Origin of the sequence: Curtobacterium sp. 458 (assembly GCF_030406605.1) — a bacterium.
Lineage (GTDB): Bacteria > Actinomycetota > Actinomycetes > Actinomycetales > Microbacteriaceae > Curtobacterium.
On the sequence record NZ_CP129104.1, the window covers coordinates 3,086,435 to 3,106,549 of the forward strand.

The window sequence follows — 20,115 nt, forward strand, 5'->3', positions numbered from 1 at the left end:
GTGCCGCCCGCTAGCGTGGGGGCGTGCACGACGACGCGGTGGACACCCTGGGCCACGACGGAGTGTGGTTCGACCCGCTCTGGCGCGTCGAGGTCGCGCTCACCCCGACGGAGCGTGCCCTGCTCACCGCGTGGCCGGTTCGGCGCCTCGCGTTCGTCGCCCACGCCGGCGCCGCGTCGATCACGACGACCCAGGCGTACTCGCGGCTCGAGCACTCCCTCGGCGTCCTCGCATTGGTCGCACACTTCGCCCCGGACGACCACGACGCCCGCGTCACGGCGCTGCTCCACGACGTCGGGCACCTGCCGTTCAGCCACACCCTCGAGGGGATCGCGGGTCTCGAGCACCACACCCTCGGGCGCGCCGCGGTCCGGGCCCTCGCCGAGGACCACCCGATCGACGCCGAGCGGGTCATCGCCACCGACGACGGTCGGGTCCCCTCGGTGCTGACCCCGGCGCACGGCGGCCTCAAACTCGACCACCTCGACTCGTTCCTCCGGAGCGGACAGGTGCACGGCCGCACGACGACGCCGCCGCACGAACTGCTCCGGCGGCTCCGACTGGTCGACGGCGCGGTCGATGCCGACCCGGACGACGCCGCGGAACTCGTCGACCTCGCCGTCCGGGAGGCCCGCGCGCAGCGCTCGACCGCCAACCTCGTGCCGGTCACGGTGCTGCGAGCGCTCGTGTCGCGCGCGGTCGCCGGCGGTCTGCTCGACGACGGGCAGCTCGCTGCCGCCACCGATGACGAGCTCTGGGCGCTCCTCGCGACGGATCCGTCGACCGCGGGCGAGGCCCGCACGCTCCGGCGGCATCCCGAGCGGTGGCGGCTGCGGGTCGGTCGCACCTCCGGTGTCGGCGTGTACCGCCACGTCGTGCGCCGGAGCTACCTCGACCTGCCGACCGCCGACGGGCGACGACTGCACGACCCGCGTGTCGACGAGCTCCAGGGCTCGCTGCCGTACGAGGTCGCGGTCCGCTACGCGCCGACAGCGACGAGCTCGGACGCCGAAGCACCCGCGAATGCGACGAGCGCGGGCGCCGAGGCCTCCGCGGATGCGACGATGGGACCATGCGCAAGGACGAGCTGACCGTCGAAGAGGCGACCGCCATCGCCGAGCACGCCCGGTCCGGCACCCTCCCGCTCGACGACCCCGAGGTGCAGAAGGTCGTCGACCAGGCGAACCGGGTCCTCGTCCGCGCGCAGATGTGGGGAGAGGACCGCAGCCCGAAGCTCCGCCGCCGACGCCGGTGGATCGCCGTGTGCGGTCTCGTCGTCGTCGCCGCCTGGGTCGCGGGGCTGATCCTCCCCCTCATCTGGCACCTCACCCGCTGACACGCGCTCCGAGCCCCGCGGCCGCTCCGAGCCCCGCGGACCGCTCCGGGCCACGCGGACCTGCGGGTTCCGGCGAATCACTGGACCCCGTCGACGTTGCATCGGACAATTCCGCTCATGGATCAGGGACCAGCCATCGACCGACGCCGCTTCGTGGCACTCGGCCTCACCGGCGCCACTGCCACCGCAGCCGCCACGACCGCTGCACTCGTGCGCGGCTCCGACAGCGCCCGCGCAGCGACCACGGGCACCACGACGCTCCTCGCCGCCGACGAGTTCGACGGAGCAGCCGGGAGCGCCCCGAACCCGTCGATCTGGCGGTACGACCTCGGCGCCGGCGGGTGGGGCAACGGTGAGCTCGAGACGTACACGGACTCGCGGCGGAACTCGCAGCTGGACGGCAAGGGCAACCTCGTCATCACCGCCCGCCGCGAGGCCGACGGCACCTACACCTCCGCGCGGCTCAAGTCCGAGGGCACCTACACCGCCCAGTACGGCCGGGTCGAGGCCCGCATCAAGATCCCCCGCGGTCAGGGCATCTGGCCGGCGTTCTGGATGCTCGGCGCCGACATCGGGCAGGTCGGCTGGCCCGCGTGCGGCGAGATCGACGTCATGGAGAACGTCGGCTACGAACCCACGCTCGTCCACGGCACGGTGCACGGCCCCGGGTACTCCGGCGCGAACGGCATCTCGTCGACCTACCGCAACCCGTCCGGCGCAGCGTTCGCCGACGACTTCCACGTCTTCGGCGTCGACTGGCGTCCGGACTCGATCACGTGGACCGTGGACGGCGTGGCGTACCGCACGGTCACCCGCGCGGACGTCGGCTCGAACCCGTGGGTGTTCGACGGGCCGTTCTTCGTGATCCTCAACGTCGCGGTCGGCGGCGGTTGGCCGGGGTCGCCGGACGCGACCACGCGCTTCCCGCAGCAGATGCTCGTCGACTGGGTGCGCGTCTCCCAGCTCGCCTGACGTCGGCGTGGCGCGCCCCGCTCAGCGGTGACGCGCCAGCGCCACGCGGGGCGCGCTGCCCGAGCCTGCAAGGGCAGACGTGGCGGGCCCACCCCGCGCCTCCAGTCCGCCCCTCGGTCACGAAAGCGACAGATCCCACCTCGCCGCGCCGGTGCCCGTCGCGAAAGCGACAGATCGCCGCCGTCTCCGCCCGGCGATCTGTCGCTTTCGCGAAAGCGACAGAACACGCCGCGCCACGACTCGCCGCGCCACGACTCGCCGCACCGCGCCGCCCGCGCGCCGTCAGCGGCCGCTGCGCGCCGCCCGCGCGGTCAGCCAGAGGTACGTCGCGTGCCCGGCGAGCGCCAGGCCGAAGAAGATCGCCGCGACGGCGTAGACCCGGTCGAGCTTGCCCTGCCCGATGACCAGCATCACGATGCAGAACACCACGGCCGCGGACAGCACGGCGACCTGCACGGTCGACCAGAACTTGCGGAAGCGGGGCATGCCGGTGAAGCTCACCCGGCCATTGTCGCGTACCGTGGCCGACACCGCGACCGCCCGAGACCCCGGCCGTACACAGACCGGTTCGGCTGGTTGTCCCCCGGATGAACAGCAGATGTCGCCAAGCTGGCAATCGCCTGGCATCGGGCAATCCCGACCAAACCGGTCCGAGAAGCCCCCCGAATCGGGGGCATGACCTCGACCGATACCCCCGTTTTGGTGTCACCCGAGACCGAGGCCCCATCTCCGGTCCGCGCTGCCCGTGCATCGCGCCTGCTCACCCTGGGACGCCAGATCGCGTCCTTCGGCACCATCGGCGCCGTCTGCTTCGTGATCGACCTCGCCGTGTACAACCTGCTCCGCGCCACCGTCCTGCCCGACGGCCCGATCTGGGCGAAGGTCGTGTCGGCCGTGGTGTCGACCGCCGTCGCGTGGATCGCGAACCGGTCCATCACCTTCCGCTCCGAGCGCGGCGTCGACCGTCGCGCCACCGTCCGCGAGGGGCTCCTCTTCGCCCTCGCGAACCTCGTCGGCCTCGGCATCGCGGCCGCCTGCCTGTTCGTCTCGCACTACGTCCTCGGTCTCCGATCCACCCTCGCCGACAACGTCGCCGGCAACGGGGTCGGTCTCGTCCTCGGCACAGCGTTCCGCTTCGCCGCGTACAAGGCCCTCGTCTTCCGTTCCACTGACGCTCGTCCCACGAAGGAGGCCTCGGCCTGATGACGACCACCCTCTCCGCCGCGCTGGTCACCGCGGCCGCTCCGCTGCTGCAGCCCGGCTCCCCCGCGACGTCCGGCACCGTCCCGAACCGCGGCACCACGAACGCCCCGACGGGAGGCTCGGGGCAGCTCCCGCAGGCCGCCTGGTCGCTGGGCGAGTGGATCGGCTACTCCGCGCTGGTCGCGGTCTCCGTCCTGCTCACGCTGGTCGCGCTGTCGACGCTCTGGTGGATGCTGCACGCGTGGCGCTCGCGCGACGCGCTCAAGGCGACCCGCTTCAGCGAGACGCCGCGTCCGGCCGCGCACCGCTTCACGCTGCTCGTGCCCGGCCGGCACGAGCAGGACGTGATGGGCCAGACGCTCGACATGCTGGCCACACAGGACCACCCGGACTTCGAGATCATCGCGATCGTCGGCGAGGACGACCCGGAGACCGACGCGGTCGTCCGTGCCGCCGCCGCACGGCACCCGGAACTCATCCGGGTGGTCGTCGACGACACCGCGCCGAAGAACAAGCCGAAGGCGATGAACCTCGCCCTCCAGTACGCGACGGGCGACATCGTCGGCGTGTTCGACGCCGAGGACGAGGTCTACCCGCACCTGCTCACCCTCGTCGACTCCCGCTTCCAGGAGACCGGCGCCGACGTCGTGCAGGGCGGCGTGCAGCTCATGAACTTCAAGTCGAGCTGGTGGTCGCTCCGCAACGTGCTCGAGTACTACTTCTGGTTCCGCTCGCGCCTGCACTTCCACGCCGAGTCGAAGTTCATCCCGCTCGGCGGCAACACCGTGTTCGTGACCCGCGAGCGACTCGAGTGGTCGAACGGCTGGGACGCCCACTGCCTCGCCGAGGACTGCGAGCTCGGCGTGCGGCTGAGCGCGGACAACGCCAAGGTCGTCGTCGCGTACTCCCCGGAGGCGGTCACCCGCGAGGAGACCCCGCCGACGTTCGCGTCCCTGCTCAAGCAGCGCACGCGCTGGAACCAGGGCTTCCTCCAGGTGCTCGGCAAGGGCGAGTGGAAGAAGCTCCCGACCCGCAAGCAGCGCTTCTTCGCGCGGTACCTCCTGACGATGCCGTTCATCCAGGCCGCGACCGGGCTCCTCATCCCGCTCAGCGTCCTCATGATCGCGTTCGTGAAGGTCCCGACCTCGATCGCGCTCATCTCGTTCATCCCGCTCGCCCCGACCCTCATGCTGCTGGCCGTCGAGATCGTCGGCCTCGGCGAGTTCGGGCGGCTCTACAAGGAGAAGGTCCGGATCCGCGACTACGTGAAGCTCGTCCTCGGCCTGATCCCGTACCAGGTGTTCCTCGCCGCGGCGGCCGTCCGCGCCGTCGTGCGACACGTCCAGGGCCAGAACGGCTGGGAGAAGACGGAGCACACCGGGCAGCACCGCACGCCCGCGCCCGAGGTCGTCGGCTTCCCCGACGCCGTGTCCGAGGACGACCCCCAGGCCGTCGACGCCCGTGAGCTGCAGACCACCGGAGGCACCCGATGACCGCCAGCACGACGCACACGACCGGCATCCCCATCCGGGGTGCGATCGCCCACACCGGCGCGGCCGGCTGGGTCCGCCGCCACGCCGTCAGCCTCGCCTGGCTGCTCCCCGTCCTCGCGATCGCCGCCGCCGTGCAGCTGTGGAACATGACCGGCACGCCGCAGCGCATCGACGACGAGGGCACCTACACCGCGCAGGCGTGGGCGATCACCAACCTCGGCGAGCTCACGCACTACACGTACTGGTACGACCACCCGCCGCTCGGCTGGATCCAGATCGCGGCGTACACGTCCGTGACCGGTGCGTTCGCCCGCTACCCCTTCGCCGTCGAGGCAGCGCGTGAGTCGATGGTGTTCTTCACCGCGGTGTCGAGCGTGCTGCTGTTCGTGCTCGCCCGTCGCATCGGTGCGGCACGCCCCACGGCAGCGGTCGCCGTGCTCGTCTTCGCGCTGTCACCGCTCGCGCTCCAGTACCACCGCACCGTCTACATCGACAACGTCGCGACCCCGTGGCTGCTCGCCGCGTTCGTGCTGGTGCTGAGCCGCCGCAAGCAGCTCGCCGGGTTCGCCGGCGCGGCCGCCTGCCTCGGCATCGCCGTGCTCTCCAAGGAGACCTACCTGCTCGCGCTGCCGTTCCTCATCTGGATGGCGGTGCGCGGGGCCGACAGGAGCACCCGCCGGTACACGCTCAGCGTCGCCGGTGCCGTGCTCACGGTGATCGGCGGCGGCTACCTCCTGCTCGCCGCGGTGAAGGGTGAGCTCCTCCCCGGACCCGGTCGCGTCAGCCTCCTCGAGGGCATCACCTACCAGCTCGGCTCGCGCGCCGCGTCGGGGTCGGTCTTCGCGGGCGACAGCCTCGCGCACCAGGCCGCAGCACAGTGGTGGGCGCTCGACCCGGTGTTCATCGTGCTCGGCAGCCTGGCCGCCGTCGTGGGGTTGTTCCTCCGCCGGGTCCGCCCGATCGCCGCGATGCTCGTCTTCCTGCTGGCGTTCATGTTCCGCCCGAACGGCTACCTGCCCGTGCCGTACGTGATCATGCTCATCCCGTTCGCCGCGCTCCTCGTGGCGTGGACCGCGAACCGCGCCGTCGTCGCGATCGCCGGGTGGTCCCGGAGCCGGACCCGACTCCCCGGTGGCGTCCGTCGCACCCTCGGGATCACGTGGGCAGCGGTCACCGTGGCTGCCCTCGCCGTCGCGGCACCGCTCTGGACCGCGCAGCTCCGTGGCTTCACGACGAGCAACCTCGACCAGCCGATGCAGCAGGCCGAGCGCTGGGTCGGGGACAACGTCCCGAAGTCCTCACGACTGCTCGTCGACGACGCCATGTGGGTCGACCTGGTCAAGGCCGGTTTCGCCCGCGACAACGTCGTCTGGTACTACAAGCTCGACACCGACGCCGCCGTGGAGCGCCAGTCGCCGAACGGCTGGAAGGACTCGGACTACGTCGTCACGACCGACTCGATGCGCACCGGGGGCAACTCGTCGAAGGACGTCGCCGACGCCATCCGCAACTCGACCACGGTCGCGGTGTTCGGCACGGGTGACCAGCAGGTCGACGTCCGGCGCATCCACTCCGAGGGCGAGGCCGCAGCCGAGCGGGCCATCACGAAGGCCACCGACCAGCGGAAGACGATGGGCACCGAGCTCGCCGCCAACCCCGCGCTCGAGGCGAACGCCGGCACGAAGTCGCAGTTCCGCGCGGGCCAGGTCGACAGCCGGGCGATGATCGCGCTCGGCCAGGTGCTCGCCGACCAGCGGGTGAGCGTGGACCGCTTCACCCCGCTCACCGGGGAGACCGGCCAGGCATTCCGCCGCGTGGTCCTGCACGCCGACGACACTGCCGCGACGACCCGGGTCGAGCGCACCCTCGAGGCCATGTCGGACTCGTACCGCCCCGAGTCGGTCGAACGGCACGGCGACGAGCTCGTCGTGACGTACACGCCGATCGACCCGACCACCGCCCCCACCGCCGCGTGACGCGACACCGGCGATCCGGCCGCGCGCCGGTCCGCCGCCCCCGCACGAACCCGAACCGCACCTCCATCCGAAGGAGCACCACCATGACCGCACGCACCCGCACCGCACGCCCCGTCGTGATCGGCACCCTCGCCGCGGCCCTCGTCGCCGCGACCGTCGGCCTCGCGCCCCAGACCGCATCGGCCGCGACGCCCGAGGACGGCTGGCTCCGCGTCGGGCACCTCTCCCCCGACACCAAGGGCGTCGACGTCGAGCTGTCGAGCCTGTCCGGCGGCAAGAAGGTCTTCGAGCTCGACGACGTGACCTACGGCCAGGTCAGCCCGTACCAGGAGCTGCCCGTCGGCACGTACGTCCTGTCGATGCGCGCCGCCGACGCCCCGGACTCCACCCCGGTGATCTCGACCGACGTCACGGTCAGCGCGGGTGACGCGAACACCGTCGTCGCCTACGGCAAGAACTCGGACCTCAAGACCACCGCGTTCACCGACGACCTGCAGCAGCCCGGCGACGGCAAGGCGAAGCTCCGGCTCGTGCAGGCCGCGACCACGGCGAAGCGCGTCGACGTCGCCACCTCGACCGGCACCACCGTCGCGAAGGACGCCGCGTTCGGGACCGCCACCGGCTACGCCACCGTGAAGAGCGGCAAGTGGACGCTCGACGTGAGCAGCAGCGGCCAGCGCGGCACGGCGAAGGTCGACCTCGCCGGCAACACCGTCTCGACGCTGTTCGTGCTCGACGACAGCAAGGGCGACCTCACGGTCGTGCCCGTGACCGACGCGGCGGCGACCGCCGCCACCCCGAAGGGCGGTGTCCAGACGGGCGGCGGCGGCACCGCCGCGGACCGTCCGGTCACGGACGCGTTCCACGCGCTCGTCGCCGCGTTCCGCAGCATCTTCGGGTGACGGCCTGGAGGCGCGGTGCCGGTGGACCGACCGGCTCACCCGCACCGCGCCTCCCGTCCGCACCCCCACCCGACACCCAACGAGAGGCAGGCCCCGTGCAGCGCAGGACCTGGATCCCGGTCGCCGCGATCGCGGCCGTCGCCGTCACCGCCGGCGCGGCGGTCGTCGCCGTCCACCCCTGGTCGGACGAGCAGTCGCCGCAGGCGGCTTCGACCCCCACCTCAACCACCGCCCCCGACACCACCCGGTCCGCCGCACAGCTGCGGACCGCGTTCCTCGACCGCTACGTCGAGGACGGCCGCGTCGTCCGGAAGGACCAGGGCGGCGACACCGTCAGCGAGGGTCAGGCGTACGGCCTGCTCATCGCCTACGCCGCCGGCGACCGCTCGACCTTCGACGACGTGTGGCGCTGGACCGCGCGGCACCTCCTGACCGACGACGACCTGCTCGCCTGGCGGTGGACGACGAAGGGCGGCGTCGCCGACGAGCAGTCCGCGAGCGACGCGGACCTCGACGCTGCGCGGGCCCTCGTCCTCGCCGGGAAGGCGTGGGACGAGCCCCGCTACACCGCCGCGGGCAAGCGCATCGCGTCGGCGATCCTCGAGCACGAGACGGTCGAGACGGACGCCGGCCGGATCCTGCTCGCCGGTCCCTGGGCCGACCAGGAGCCCTACCGGTACGACGCCTCCTACGCCTCGCCCGCCGCCTACCGGATCCTGGCCCGGGCGACCGGCGACGACCGGTGGAACGAACTCGAGACGGGGTCGCGCGCCGTGACCGCCTCCCTCCTGCGCGCCACCGACCTGCCGAGTGACTGGTCACAGGTGCACGCGGACGGCCGCGTCGAACCGATGCCCGCGTCGGCGGACGACGGACGGGTGCTCTACGGCTACGACGCGATGCGCCTCCCGCTGCGGTACGCCGAGGCGTGCACCAGTGCCGACCGGAAGCTCGCCGGGTCGATCGCGCCGACGCTCCGCCGCACGACCCAGCTCGCGGCGCAGCTCGACCTCGGCGGCACCGCGGTCACGGGCGACACGAACGCCCTCGCCTACGCAGCGCGGGCGGCGGCAGAGCACGCTGCCGGCAGCACTTCGGCGGCACGGGCCGACCTCGAACGGGCGGACCGGACCGCGGCCACCACGCCGACCTACTACGGCGACGCGTGGGCGGCACTCGGCGCGACGATGCTGACCTCGGACGTGCTCGGTGGGTGCGCGGCCGGTTCCGGGAGCGACTCGTGAGCCGCCGGGCTGCGTCGCACCGGACGCCACGTCGTCGGCCGACCCTGGCGATCGCGGTCGGCGTGGCCGTGGTGCTCGCCGGCGGGGCGGTCGCAGGCGTCGCGGTCGCCGCGTCGAACGGCGGTTCCCCGGATGCCGCCACCACCGTGAACCCGAGCGCGACCGGTGCGGCGAGCCCGTCCGGAGGGTCGGCCCGGTCGGACTCCGCCACCGAGGGGTTCCAGGACCCGGCCGCTCCCGCAGCGGCCTCGACCGCGACGCCCGTCCGCGTGGAGATCCCCGCGATCGGGGTGTCGAGCGGGCTGGAGGACCTGCACCGCGGGTCGGCCGGCGAGCTCGACCCGCCGGAGGACTGGGACAGCGCGGGATGGTTCAGCGACGGCATCGTCCCCGGACAGGTCGGCCCGGCCGTGATCGCGGGCCACGTCGATTCCCCCACGAGCGCAGCCGTGTTCTACCGACTCGACGAACTCGTCGCCGGTGACCGGATCACCGTCCGGATGTCCGACGGCAGCGAACGGGTGTTCCAGGTGCAGCGCTCCGAGCGCGCCGCGAAGTCCGCGTTCCCCACGAGCGACGTCTACGGCACCTCCCCGACGCCGGCGCTGCGGCTCATCACGTGCGACGGCACCTTCGACACCGCCACCGGGCACTACACCGACAACCTCATCGTGTTCGCGACCCTCGTGCACGACTGACCGACCCGACAGGAGACGACGATGGACGAGTCACTGGTCATCATCCCGACGTACGACGAGGCGGAGAACATCCGTCCGATCGTGGGCCGTACCCTGGCCGCGACCGACGACACGGTGCACGTGCTGGTCGTGGACGACAACTCACCCGACGGCACCGGTGACATCGCGGACCAGCTCGCGACCGAGACCGACCGGGTGCACGTGCTGCACCGCACGGTGAAGGACGGCCTCGGCGGCGCCTACCTCGCTGGCTTCGCCTGGGGGCTGGAACACGGCTACGACAAGCTCGTCGAGATGGACGCCGACGGCTCCCACCACCCCGAGTACCTGCCCTGGATGCTGGAACTCGCCGACACCAACGACCTCGTCCTCGGCTCCCGCTGGGTCCGGGGCGGACAGGTCGAGAACTGGCCCTGGTACCGGGAAGCGCTCTCCCGCGGCGGGAACCTCTACACCCGGATCGCGTTGGGGATCGCGGTGCGGGACGCCACCGGCGGGTTCCGGGTCTTCACCCGCAGCGCGTTGGAGCGGATCGAGTTGGCCGGGATCGCGTCGAAGGGGTACTGCTTCCAGGTCGACCTGTGCTGGCGTGCCCTCGAGGCCGGCCTGCGGGTCGTGGAGACACCGATCACGTTCACCGAACGGCAGCACGGGGTGTCGAAGATGAGCGGCAACATCGTCCGCGAATCACTCACCCTGGTCACGAAGTGGGGCATCGACCGACGCCTCCGCGAAGTCCGGGCTCTCGTCCGCGACCACCGACCCCTGCCCTCCGTCCGACGGAACGCGCACGTGGCGTGATGTCCGGGCTCAGTGGTTGCGCAGCGCGTCGATCAGGTCGCTCTTGCGCTTCGACGAGTACCCGGTGAGTCCGAGCTCCTTCGCCCGCTTCCGCAGGTCGGCGACCGTCCAGTCGTCGTAGGAGCCGGACTCACCGCCCTTCTTCCCGACGGCCTTCGTGCCCCGGGCGGCAGCGGCGTTGCTGATGCGCGCGGCCTTCTCCTTCGAGGCGCCCTCCTTGCGGAGCTCCTCGTACATGTCCGGCTTCTTCAACTGGTTCGGCATGGCCCGGAGGCTACGCCGCGGCCCTCAGTCCTTCTCGGGGTCGTTGCCCCAGTTCATGAGCGAGTACCGCCACTTGGTGTCGTGCACGTCGCCCTTCGGCCGCTGCTTCGAGTGGCGTGCGACGTAGCCGACGACCTTCTTCATGTGGGCGTAGTCGTCCTCGGTGTAGTCACCCTGCTTCTTCTCGAGGATCCGCACGATGTGCCGCCCGCTCTCGTGCCCGGTCGACTCGCCGCCGCCGTCGGACTTCTGCCCGACCTCCTTCGACTCGTCGGTGTCGAGCCACTTCTTCAGCTCCGAGGCGGTCATGTTGACGGCGTCCGCGAAGTCGTCGCGGATCTCCTTCTGGTCGTCGCTCATGCTCCGACCCAACCCGATCCGCCTGATCGTCGGGGTGCGGTGCGCCCAGCGGACTGACGCTCCACGTCCTCGGAGCGGTCGGCGGGTTGTGTGGTCTGCGCGAAACCCCACGACGGAAGAGGAAGACATGCGCGCAGTCGTCTGGCACGGCATCGGGGACATCCGACTCGACGAGGTCCCGGAGCCCACCATCCAGCACCCCGAGGACGCGATCGTCCGCATCACCAAGAGCGCGATCTGCGGGACCGACCTGCACTTCGTCCGCGGCACGATGGCACCGATGGACGCGGGCACGATCCTCGGCCACGAAGCGGTGGGCGTCGTCACCGAGGTCGGCGACGCGGTCCGCGGCTTCAGCCCCGGTGACCGCGTGGTCATCAACTCCACGATCTCCTGTGGCGCCTGTCGGTACTGCCGGATGGGCAAGACGGCACAGTGCGACGTCGCGAACCCGAACGGACCGCAAGCAGGCACGAGCTTCTTCGGCGGTCCGCAGTCGACCGGCCCCGTCAACGGCCTGCAGGCCGAGTACGTGCGGGTGCCCTGGGCGCGCAACACCATGCACCCGCTGCCCGAGAACGTCAGCGACGAGCAGGCAATCCTGCTGTCCGACATCTTCCCGACCGGCTGGTTCGGCGCCGAACTCGCCGGTGTCACCCGCGGCGACGTCGTCGTCGTGTTCGGCGCGGGCATCGTCGGTCAGTTCGCCGCCGCCTCGGCGTACAAGCTCGGTGCTGCGCGGGTCATCGTCGTCGACGGCGAGGAGACCCGGCTCGCCGCGGCGCTCGAGCAGCACTGCGAGGTCGTCAACTACAACACCGAGGACCCCGTGCAGGCCATCACGGCCCTCACGAACGGGATCGGCGCGGACTGCGTGATCGACGCCGTCGGGATCGACGCCGAGCGGCCGAAGCACGGTCCGGCGGCGGTCGACGACCAGCAGGCGGCGGACTTCGACGACGAGGTGGCGCAGGTCGCGCCCGACGCCTCGGCGAAGGGGCGCGGCGAGGAGCAGCAGTGGAAGCCGGGCGACGGGCCGTCGCAGGCTGCGCGCTGGGCCGTCGCGTCGGTCGCGAAGTACGGCCGGATCGGCATCATCGGCGTCTACGGGCCGACCGCCGAGCACTACCCGATCGGCGAGGCGATGAACAAGAACCTCACCGTCCGGATGGGCAACTGCGACCACCACTCGGTGACGCCCCCGCTCATCGACATGGTCGCCGCGGGACAGTTCGACCCGACCGCACTGATCACCGAGCACGAGCCGATCGGGTCGGCGATCGAGGCCTACGAGGCGTTCGACCGGCGCGAGCCGGGCTGGATCAAGGTGGAGCTGGAGGCGACCCGATGAGCACGGACGACCAGGCAGCGCCCTCCGACCAGTACGGCTGGGCGGACCCCCGCACCCGCTACCCGGACGTCTCACCGGAGCCGCAGACGCAGGCCGAGCCGGGCCTCCAGTCCGAGATGACGCCGGTGCCCGACCTCGGTGAGTCGACGTACCGGGGCACCGGCCGGCTCGCCGGCCGGAAGGCCCTCGTGACCGGTGGCGACTCCGGCATCGGCGCCGCCGTCGCGATCGCGTTCGCGCGCGAGGGCGCCGATGTCGCGATCGCGTACCTGCCCGAGGAGCAGTCCGACGCCGACCACGTGGTCGAGCAGATCGAGGCGGCCGGACGCACCGCGGTCGCCGTCCCCGGCGACCTCCGCGACCGCTCGTACGCGGGCGAACTCGTCGAGCGCGCCGTCGAGGGGCTCGGCGGGCTCGACGCGCTCGTCAGCGTCGCGGGCAAGCAGCGCTGGCAGCCGGACCTGCTCGACATCACCGACGAGCAGTTCGAGGCCACGTTCGACGTCAACGTCTTCGGCCTCTTCCGCCTCGTCAAGGCGGCACTCCCGCACCTGCAGCCCGGCTCGACGATCACCACGACCGCATCGATGGAGGCGTACAAGCCGGCTCCGGACCGGCTCGACTACGCGGCGTCGAAGGGTGCGATCAACAACTTCTCGAAGGGGTTGTCGCAGCTGCTCGTCGAGCGCGGCATCCGGGTGAACGTGGTCGCCCCCGGCCCGACGTGGACCGTGCTGCAGCCGAGCGGCGGGGTCGACCCGTCGACGCTGCCGGAGTTCGGGTCGAGCGAGTCGCCGATGGGGCGTGCCGCGCAGCCGGCCGAGCTGGCACCGGCGTACGTGTTCCTCGCGTCGCAGGAGTCGAGCTACGTCGCCGGCGAGACGCTCAACGTGAACGGCGGCATGGTCACGCCCTGACGACGGCGACCACGACCTCGATCCGGCCGGTGGCCGATCCGGTGCGCGATCCCCGGGGTGCGCGCACCGGATCGGCCACCGGCCGTCCCGGGTCCGCCTGCCGTGCCGTCGTTCCACGCTGGTACTGTCTCGGGGGCGCGGCCGGGGTGGTCGCGCGCAGGAGCACAGGGGGAACGCATGAGCACGACACCACCGAGCGGCCCGACCGGCGAGCCGCAGCAGCCCGGCCAGCAGCACCCGGCGCAGCCGCAGGCCGGTCAGCAGTACCCGGAGCAGCCGCAGGCCGGTCAGCAGTACCCGGAGCAGCCGCAGGCCGGTCAGCAGTACCCGGAGCAGCCGCAGGCCGGTCAGCAGTACCCGGAGCAGCCGCAGCCCGGCCCGCCGTACCCGGGCCAGCCGTACCCGGGACAGCCGTACCCGGGGGCCGCGCCGTACGCGCCGCCGCCGAAGGCCTGGCGGTCCCGTGCCGCCGCGATCGGCATCACGATCGCGTCCGTCGTCGTCGCGGCCGTCGTCGCGTTCGGCGTCCGGTACGCCATCACGTCGGCGATGCAGCCCTCCGCCCAGGAGCAGGTCCAGCAGGGCGTGACCGAACTGAAGAAGGACTACGACCTGCCGAAGCAGATCGACTCCGTCACGACGCTCACCGACATCGAGGCACGCGGCAAGGCCATCCGCTACGACTACACGATCTCGGAGTCGGTCGACTCGTCATCGGTGCAGCAGAGCACGCTGCGGCAGTCCGTCGTGTCGAACGCCTGCACCACGAGCGCGACGAAGAAGTTGCTCGACGACGGCATCGGCATGCAGTACCACTACGTGTTCGCGAGCGACCAGAAGACGCTGGACCTCGCGATCAGCAAGGCCGACTGCTGACGCGTCGCCGCGCGTCGTGACGGACGGGCGCATCCCGCTCAGCGGCGACGCGGAGCGTTGCGCGGGGTGCGCCGACCGAGCCTGCGAGGGAGGACGGTGCGGGCCGGCACGGTGCCTCCCGTCCGTCAGGCGGAGACCGCAACGGTGCGGCGGAGCAGGAGCACGCCGGCGACGCCGCCCCAGATCGTCAGCGTGTCGAACGCCAACCGCTCGACGAGGCCGACGCCCACCGCGGCGGCGGCTCCCCCGCCGACCGCGCTGACGAACAGGCCGAGGCCGACCACGGACACCGCCGTCGCGGCGAGCGTCACGACCGCCAGGGTCCCCATGCCCGTTCGCCGGGCGGCGAGAGCGGCCACGACCATCCCGGTCCACTGGACGGGAGCCTGTGCGAGCGCGAACGCCTCGTGCGCGGCCGGTGCCTTGTCGAGCGGCGTGACACCGACGCCGACCACGAGCAGACCGCCGACCGCGAGCAGCACCGGTCCGACGACCCCGAGCGGGCGGGACCGGGCCAGCGTCACGGCGATCGCGCCGACCGTCAGCAGCAGACCGTTCACCACGGTGGCCGCGTTCGCGACGACGTGCAGCGGTGAGCAGACGGTGCGTTCGACCCTGGTGCCGGCGTCGAACACACCGCAGGTGGTCGCGCCGAGGTCGCTGATCGTGTTGTCGGCCCAGGAGTACCGGCCGGGCCACGCCGCCGCCACCAGGAGCTGGGCGAGGAGCGCGATCGTCGCGGCGATCCAGGACCATCCGGCGAGCTGCTGTTTCCCCACCTGAGCGATCGTACAGGGTGCGCTGTTGCGGTCGGTCCGTGGCAGTTCGGTGACAGCACACGAGCCGACGCACCGGGATTCGGGGCTCATCGGTGGGCGTCCGGACACGGAGCTGCCGCACGGCGGTCACACGCGGGACCTAGCGTGCCGCCATGACGTTCCCGACGCACGAGACCGACGACTCCCCCGCCCAGGACGACCTGGTGGTGCTGCTGCTCGAGGTGGCGATCGCCGTGACGTTTACCGTGATCGTCGGTCTCGCCGTGTTCTGGGTGCTCCCGGTCACGCGCTGACACCCGACCGTGCGTCGGGGTCGGCCGCCCGGAGCTCGACGACCGCCGCCGCTCCGTCCCCCGGGTCCTCGAGCCGGAGTACCGCCCCGAACGCGGCGAGGTGCTGCAGCACGATGGCGAGCCCGATGCCGGCACCGGCGTGCGATCCCAGCGCACCGAAGCGCCTCGGGCCGTCGCGCAGCAGCTCCTCGGGGAACCCGGGGCCGGCGTCGCGGACGGTGAGCGTGGTGCCCTCGGTGCGGACGACGACCGGTCGGGCGCCGTGCCGTTCGGCGTTCGTGACGAGGTTCGTCACCGCCCGTGCGAGGTGCTCCGGGTCGACCATCACCGTGTCGGTCGGCTGGGCGTCGCGCTCCACCCGGCCGTCCAGCCCCTCGCGTCGGAGCAGCTCGTCGACCGTGCTCCCGAGGTCGCGCGGGACGGCGTGCACGGCACCGGCGTCGTGCGCGGCGCGTGAGAGGTCGAGCAGGTCGTCGAGGAGCTGGCGGAGGCGGTCGGCCACCCGTCGCACCCGAGCGGCGTCCGGGCCGTCCGGCAGCAGCTCGGCGGCACCGACCAGGGCGGTGACGGGCGTCCGGAGGTCGTGCGCCACCTCGGCCGTGACCGCCCGCTCGTGGTCGAGGCTCCGCGCGAGGGCGGCGGCCGTCTCCGCCAGCCCACGGGAGAGCACGGCGACCTCGTCGTCCCCGGTGACCTCGTCGGGCGTGCGTCCCGCGACGGTGTCGTCCACCGCCGCCGCGGCCCGCCGGAGTCGGGCGGTGAGTCGTCCGGCGGCGATCCAGGAACCGACGGCCGCCACGGCCGCGGCGAGGACGGCGGCCACGACGAAGGTTCGCTGCAGGTTCGCCCACTGCTCCCGGACCGGGGTGTCGTCGATCCGCGTCGCGATGATGCCGGAGCTCTGTCGACGCGCCGCCCACATCGAGTCGCCGTCGTCGTAGGTGACGGGACCGCCGGCGTCGAGCGCCCGTCGGAGTGCCGCCGGGAGCGCCGAGGGGTCGTCGGTGGCGCGCGGCGGGAGGTTGCCGCCGAACGCCTGGGTCGCCGTCGTCTCGTCGAGCTGCGTGAGCGCCTGCTGCCGGAGCTGCGCGGTCGCCCCGTCGATCGCGGTCCGCGCGAACACCGCGCCGGCACCGACGACGAGCGTCGTCGCGAGGAGGGTCATGGCGACGGCGGTCCGGAAGCGGAGGGAGCGCCACCAGGGGACGCGCTCGTTGGGGGCCGCGGGGCGACGCACCGTGTCCGCGGAGGACCACGCCCGGCTCATGCGCGGTCGGCCTCGATGCGGTAGCCGAACCCACGGACCGTCTCGACGACCTCGGCGCCGAGCTTCCGCCGGAGCCGCTGCACGTTCGTGTCGACGATGCGGGGGTCCTGCCAGGTACTGTCCCACGCCATCGCGACGACCTGCTCCCGGCTGAGGACCGCACCACGCTCGCGGAGCAGGGCCTCGAGGACACGGAACTCCACCGACGTGAGGCTCACCGGCACCCCGTTCCGCTCGACCCGTCGGGCGCGCAGGTCGATCCGGACGTCGCCGATCGTGACGGCCTCGGACACGACCCCCCGCGCACGGCGGAGCACCGCGTGGAGCCGTGCCGAGAGGACGTCGGCGTCGAACGGCTTCGTGACGTAGTCGTCGGCGCCGGCGGCGAGTCCCGAGACCTCGTCGACGGGGAGGCTCCGGGCCGTGAGCAGCACGACGGGGATGCCGAGCGCCGTCAACCGTGCTGTGAGGTCGAGGCCGTTCATCCGCGGCATCGCGACGTCGACGACGGCGACGTCGGGCACCTCGACGTCCACGGCGGCGAGCGCGTCGACGCCGTCCGCGGTCGGGGTCACGCGCCAGCCTCGGCGCAGGAGGAGCAGCTGGGTCGTCTCGCGCACGTCGGGGTCGTCCTCGGCGAGCAGGACGAGCGGGGCCGGTCCGTCGGCGTTCCCGCGTCTCACGGGCGCTCCTGGTCGGTGAGGAAGCCGAGGTCGCCCCACAGGAAGTGCATGGTGGGTCGGACGGCCCACGCCGGTCGGTCAGCGGCGAACGTGATGCTGAGCCGCCCGTACCGCTGCGCGGCACCGACGGTGGTGGGGTCGTCGAACCGGACCGCGACCGGGTACGTGGTGACGGAGCCGCCGGCGCAGTCGCACGGGTTGTCGGTGAACACGCCGGTCGCGAGTGCCCGGCTGCCGCCCCAGGAGGACCAGGTGAGGTCCTCGAGGCGTTGGTCGGCGGACTGGCACCAGATCGGGACGGACACGGGCTCGGCGACGGCCTGGTCGCCGCAGCCGGCGTAGTAGGCGGTGCGGACGGCGGGGTCGGCACGGACCGGTGCGGCGTCGTGTCCGAGTGGTGCGGCCATGGCGCCGGTGGCGGCGACGAGGACGCTCACCACGGCGAGCACGGCGGCGGCGAGGCTGGTGGTCCGCCAGGGGACGGTTCGGGTCATGGTGTGAGCCTCCGTCCTGCCGGTCTCGGTCGCGCTGCAGGGATGTGTCAGTCCCGTGACAGATGTTCCCACGCTGTCGTGCGGTTCGGGGACGCCGTGCCTCGTCACCGCGGCGGAGCTGTCGTGGTGCTGCGACGACGGGTGGCTACGGTCGAGACCATGCAGTTCCACACGCCTCTCGTCCGTTCGGCGATGATCGTCGTCGCCGCGTCCACGCTCGCGCTCTCCGGGTGTGCCGCCTCCGGCGCCGTGGAGCCGTCGTCCCCCGCGTCCGTCACCTCGGCGGGGTCCGACTCCCCCACGGCGGTGGCGTCCACACCGACGGCGACCCCCGCCAGGACGGCGGCCGCCTCGGCCGCTCCCCCGTCCCAGGCGGCCGGTGCGACGGGTGCGACCGGTGCGACGGGGAGCGCCGCAGCGGGTGCGGGGGCCGGGTTCCCGTCCGGGCAGCCGCCGCGGCCCGGCGCGCAGGACGCGTACCCGGAGGCGACGTCGGTCGCCGGGCTGCAGCAGGCGATCGCTGCGACGCCGCACCCCGGCCTGCAGATCTGCGACGGCGACCTCGCGTCGTTGGTGACGGCCTCGGGCGACCTCCGCGGGGACGGCGGCCAGCAGTACCTCGTGGACACGACCTGTTCGTTGGCGACCGCGAGCTCGCCGGACGAGGTCGCCGTGTACGACCGGCCGGGCGGGGCGCTCGTCCGGAGCGCGGTGTTGTCGGAGTTCACGGCGAACCGTCCGAAGCCGAGTGCGTACCCCTACCTGTGGCAGGGCCACACCGTGGTGCTCGCGTACGACGGTGGTGCGTCGTACCGGCTCGTGCGGCTGTCGCCGCGGGGCGAGACCACGAGCGACGTCCGTCCGTTCCGGTGAGCGGTGACGGACGCGCGTCGGTAGCGTCGGTCGGGTGACGACGGGGTCCTGCCCGCTCCACCGCACCGACCCCGAGGACGCCATGCCCTTCCTGCACCGGACCACCGCCCCGATCGACGGCCGGAGGTCGCTGTGGTCCGACCCGTTCGGGCGGCTCGCGGTGCGCTGCGTGCAGCTCGTGGTGGTCGTCGTGGTGGCGTCGATGATCGTCCTCGCGACCGTGAAGCTGAGCCTCGTGACCGTCCCGGTCCTGCTCGCGCTCATCGTGGCGTCGGCGCTGTTCCCGCTCGTGTCGTGGCTCCGGCGGCACGGCGTCCCGTCGGTGCTCGCGACGATCGCGTGCTTCGTCGCGGTGCTCGCGGTGATGGCCGGTGTGACGTGGCTGCTCGTCGCGGCGGTGGCGAACCAGTGGTCGAGCCTGCAGTCGTCGGCGGTGAGCGGGCTGCAGCAGCTGCAGGACGTGCTGCACGACCTCCCGGTCCGGATCACGGACTCGCAGATCAACGACGCCGTCGACGGTGTGGTGTCGTTCGTCACGAGTCCGCAGGTCGGCTCCGGGGCGATCGCCGGCATCTCGGCGGTGACGAACTTCGTCACGGGCGCCGTGCTGATGGCCGTGATCCTCTTCTTCTTCCTCAAGGACGGTCCGGCGCTCTGGGAGTTCCTGCTCCGCCCGTTCACCGGTGGGCAGTACGACCGTGCTCGTCGGGTGGGCGACCGGGTCGTGCAGACGCTCGGCGGCTACGTGCGCGGGACGGCGGCCGTGGCCGCGTTCGACGCGCTCGCGATCGGGACCGGTCTGGCGATCCTGGGCGTCCCCCTGACGATCCCGCTCGCCGTCGTCGCCTTCGTGACGTCGTTCATCCCGATGATCGGCGCCCCCATCGCGGGCACGCTCGCCGCCCTCGTGACGCTCGTGTCGGTCGGCCCGGTGCACGCGATCATCGTCGTGGCGATCGTCGTCCTCGTGAACCAGATCGAGGGCAACTTCCTCCAGCCGGTGCTGATGGGCAAGACGCTGAGCCTGCACGGCCTCGTCATCCTCGTCGGCCTCACCGCGGGCACGGTCCTCGGCGGGGTCACCGGCGCGATCATCTCGGTGCCGCTCCTCGCCGCCGCGTGGGGCGTCGTGCAGGTGTGGAACGGACCGGAGCAGCCGGCGGAGCCGTGGCGTCAGAAGCGCCGCGAGGACGTCCCCGTCGGCTGACGCCCCGTCCGTCGGGTGGTCGCCGCGTCGGGTGCTCGCCGTGTCGACGGCGGCAGCCGTCCGTCGATCCCTGGCCACGGCCGGGAGGCACGGTGCGCGTCCGACGCGCACCGCGCCTCCCGGCCG

General features: G+C 72.5%; 23 protein-coding genes. 16 read left to right on the forward strand and 7 right to left on the reverse strand.

Going from position 1 to position 20,115, the window contains the following annotated elements:
• The first annotated feature begins 23 nt into the window (after positions 1-23).
• From QPJ90_RS14925 to QPJ90_RS14935, 3 genes are all read left to right on the forward strand, one after another.
• On the forward strand, positions 24-1,091 hold the full coding sequence (locus QPJ90_RS14925; RefSeq protein ID WP_290131952.1) for an HD domain-containing protein: 1,068 nt from the start codon (positions 24-26) through the stop codon (positions 1,089-1,091).
• On the forward strand, positions 1,073-1,336 hold the full coding sequence (locus tag QPJ90_RS14930) for a hypothetical protein (RefSeq protein ID WP_290131953.1): 264 nt from the start codon (positions 1,073-1,075) through the stop codon (positions 1,334-1,336). The genes QPJ90_RS14925 and QPJ90_RS14930 overlap by 19 nt, the downstream gene beginning before the upstream one ends.
• A 117-nt stretch (positions 1,337-1,453) precedes the next feature.
• A complete protein-coding gene (locus QPJ90_RS14935) occupies positions 1,454-2,308 on the forward strand; it encodes a glycoside hydrolase family 16 protein (protein WP_290131954.1) in 855 nt (284 codons plus the stop codon).
• Between the two features lie 282 nt (positions 2,309-2,590).
• Here QPJ90_RS14935 and QPJ90_RS14940 read toward each other — a convergent pair whose 3' ends face one another.
• Entirely contained in the window at positions 2,591-2,809 is a 219-nt protein-coding gene (locus tag QPJ90_RS14940) for a hypothetical protein (RefSeq protein WP_290131955.1), read from the reverse strand.
• 201 nt (positions 2,810-3,010) lie between these two features.
• Here QPJ90_RS14940 and QPJ90_RS14945 point away from each other — a divergent pair, with 201 nt between their 5' ends.
• The 7 genes from QPJ90_RS14945 (at position 3,011) to QPJ90_RS14975 (ending at position 10,625) form a co-directional block, all read left to right on the forward strand.
• Complete coding sequence (locus QPJ90_RS14945; RefSeq protein ID WP_290131956.1) at positions 3,011-3,511, forward strand: GtrA family protein; 501 nt, start codon at positions 3,011-3,013, stop codon at positions 3,509-3,511.
• A complete protein-coding gene (locus tag QPJ90_RS14950) occupies positions 3,511-5,004 on the forward strand; it encodes a glycosyltransferase (protein ID WP_290131957.1) in 1,494 nt (497 codons plus the stop codon). Before QPJ90_RS14945 ends, QPJ90_RS14950 begins: the two co-directional genes overlap by 1 nt.
• A complete protein-coding gene (locus QPJ90_RS14955; RefSeq protein WP_290131958.1) occupies positions 5,001-6,980 on the forward strand; it encodes a hypothetical protein in 1,980 nt (659 codons plus the stop codon). The genes QPJ90_RS14950 and QPJ90_RS14955 overlap by 4 nt, the downstream gene beginning before the upstream one ends.
• Positions 6,981-7,063: 83 nt before the next feature.
• Positions 7,064-7,882 carry a DUF4397 domain-containing protein gene (locus QPJ90_RS14960; protein ID WP_290131959.1) on the forward strand — a complete coding sequence of 273 codons (819 nt, stop codon included), beginning with the start codon at positions 7,064-7,066 and terminating at the stop codon, positions 7,880-7,882.
• A gap of 95 nt (positions 7,883-7,977) precedes the next feature.
• Entirely contained in the window at positions 7,978-9,126 is a 1,149-nt protein-coding gene (locus QPJ90_RS14965) for a glycosyl hydrolase family 8 (protein WP_290131960.1), read from the forward strand.
• Positions 9,123-9,824 carry a class F sortase gene (locus tag QPJ90_RS14970; RefSeq protein ID WP_290131961.1) on the forward strand — a complete coding sequence of 234 codons (702 nt, stop codon included), beginning with the start codon at positions 9,123-9,125 and terminating at the stop codon, positions 9,822-9,824. Before QPJ90_RS14965 ends, QPJ90_RS14970 begins: the two co-directional genes overlap by 4 nt.
• A gap of 21 nt (positions 9,825-9,845) precedes the next feature.
• A complete protein-coding gene (locus tag QPJ90_RS14975; protein ID WP_290131962.1) occupies positions 9,846-10,625 on the forward strand; it encodes a polyprenol monophosphomannose synthase in 780 nt (259 codons plus the stop codon).
• 9 nt (positions 10,626-10,634) lie between these two features.
• On the opposite strand, the gene QPJ90_RS14980 is transcribed toward QPJ90_RS14975, so the two are convergent.
• Both QPJ90_RS14980 and QPJ90_RS14985 read right to left on the reverse strand, forming a co-directional pair.
• Entirely contained in the window at positions 10,635-10,889 is a 255-nt protein-coding gene (locus tag QPJ90_RS14980; RefSeq protein WP_290131963.1) for a Rho termination factor N-terminal domain-containing protein, read from the reverse strand.
• A gap of 24 nt (positions 10,890-10,913) precedes the next feature.
• Complete coding sequence (locus QPJ90_RS14985) at positions 10,914-11,249, reverse strand: DUF3140 domain-containing protein (protein ID WP_290131964.1); 336 nt, start codon at positions 11,247-11,249, stop codon at positions 10,914-10,916.
• A gap of 127 nt (positions 11,250-11,376) precedes the next feature.
• On the opposite strand from QPJ90_RS14985, the gene QPJ90_RS14990 reads away from it, so the two are divergent.
• From QPJ90_RS14990 to QPJ90_RS15000, 3 genes are all read left to right on the forward strand, one after another.
• Positions 11,377-12,600 carry a zinc-dependent alcohol dehydrogenase gene (locus tag QPJ90_RS14990; RefSeq protein WP_290131965.1) on the forward strand — a complete coding sequence of 408 codons (1,224 nt, stop codon included), beginning with the start codon at positions 11,377-11,379 and terminating at the stop codon, positions 12,598-12,600.
• The gene (locus tag QPJ90_RS14995) at positions 12,597-13,517 is read left to right on the forward strand and encodes an SDR family oxidoreductase (RefSeq protein ID WP_290131966.1); all 921 of its coding nucleotides are present in this window, start codon (positions 12,597-12,599) and stop codon (positions 13,515-13,517) included. The genes QPJ90_RS14990 and QPJ90_RS14995 overlap by 4 nt, the downstream gene beginning before the upstream one ends.
• Positions 13,518-13,694: 177 nt before the next feature.
• Complete coding sequence (locus QPJ90_RS15000; RefSeq protein WP_290131967.1) at positions 13,695-14,393, forward strand: hypothetical protein; 699 nt, start codon at positions 13,695-13,697, stop codon at positions 14,391-14,393.
• A 125-nt stretch (positions 14,394-14,518) separates the two neighbouring features.
• Here the strand turns inward: QPJ90_RS15000 and QPJ90_RS15005 are convergent, their stop codons facing one another.
• Positions 14,519-15,172, reverse strand: coding sequence for a DUF998 domain-containing protein (locus QPJ90_RS15005; RefSeq protein ID WP_290131968.1), 654 nt, complete (start codon positions 15,170-15,172; stop codon positions 14,519-14,521).
• Between the two features lie 152 nt (positions 15,173-15,324).
• Between QPJ90_RS15005 and QPJ90_RS15010 the strand changes: the two genes are divergently transcribed.
• Positions 15,325-15,465 carry a hypothetical protein gene (locus QPJ90_RS15010; protein ID WP_290131969.1) on the forward strand — a complete coding sequence of 47 codons (141 nt, stop codon included), beginning with the start codon at positions 15,325-15,327 and terminating at the stop codon, positions 15,463-15,465.
• On the opposite strand, the gene QPJ90_RS15015 is transcribed toward QPJ90_RS15010, so the two are convergent.
• From QPJ90_RS15015 to QPJ90_RS15025, 3 genes are read right to left on the reverse strand one after another with little or no spacing between them, the layout of a single operon-like run.
• Positions 15,455-16,732, reverse strand: coding sequence for a HAMP domain-containing sensor histidine kinase (locus tag QPJ90_RS15015; protein WP_290131970.1), 1,278 nt, complete (start codon positions 16,730-16,732; stop codon positions 15,455-15,457). The genes QPJ90_RS15010 and QPJ90_RS15015 overlap by 11 nt on opposite strands.
• Positions 16,729-17,415, reverse strand: coding sequence for a response regulator transcription factor (locus QPJ90_RS15020; protein ID WP_290131971.1), 687 nt, complete (start codon positions 17,413-17,415; stop codon positions 16,729-16,731). Before QPJ90_RS15020 ends, QPJ90_RS15015 begins: the two co-directional genes overlap by 4 nt.
• Positions 17,412-17,909 carry a hypothetical protein gene (locus tag QPJ90_RS15025; RefSeq protein WP_290131972.1) on the reverse strand — a complete coding sequence of 166 codons (498 nt, stop codon included), beginning with the start codon at positions 17,907-17,909 and terminating at the stop codon, positions 17,412-17,414. Before QPJ90_RS15025 ends, QPJ90_RS15020 begins: the two co-directional genes overlap by 4 nt.
• A gap of 159 nt (positions 17,910-18,068) precedes the next feature.
• Here QPJ90_RS15025 and QPJ90_RS15030 point away from each other — a divergent pair, with 159 nt between their 5' ends.
• Together QPJ90_RS15030 and QPJ90_RS15035 are read left to right on the forward strand one after the other, a co-directional pair.
• Positions 18,069-18,782, forward strand: coding sequence for a hypothetical protein (locus QPJ90_RS15030; RefSeq protein ID WP_290131973.1), 714 nt, complete (start codon positions 18,069-18,071; stop codon positions 18,780-18,782).
• 34 nt (positions 18,783-18,816) lie between these two features.
• Positions 18,817-19,989 (forward strand): AI-2E family transporter, encoded by a 1,173-nt coding sequence (locus QPJ90_RS15035; protein ID WP_290131974.1) that lies wholly within the window; start codon positions 18,817-18,819, stop codon positions 19,987-19,989.
• Positions 19,990-20,115: the final 126 nt, after the last annotated feature.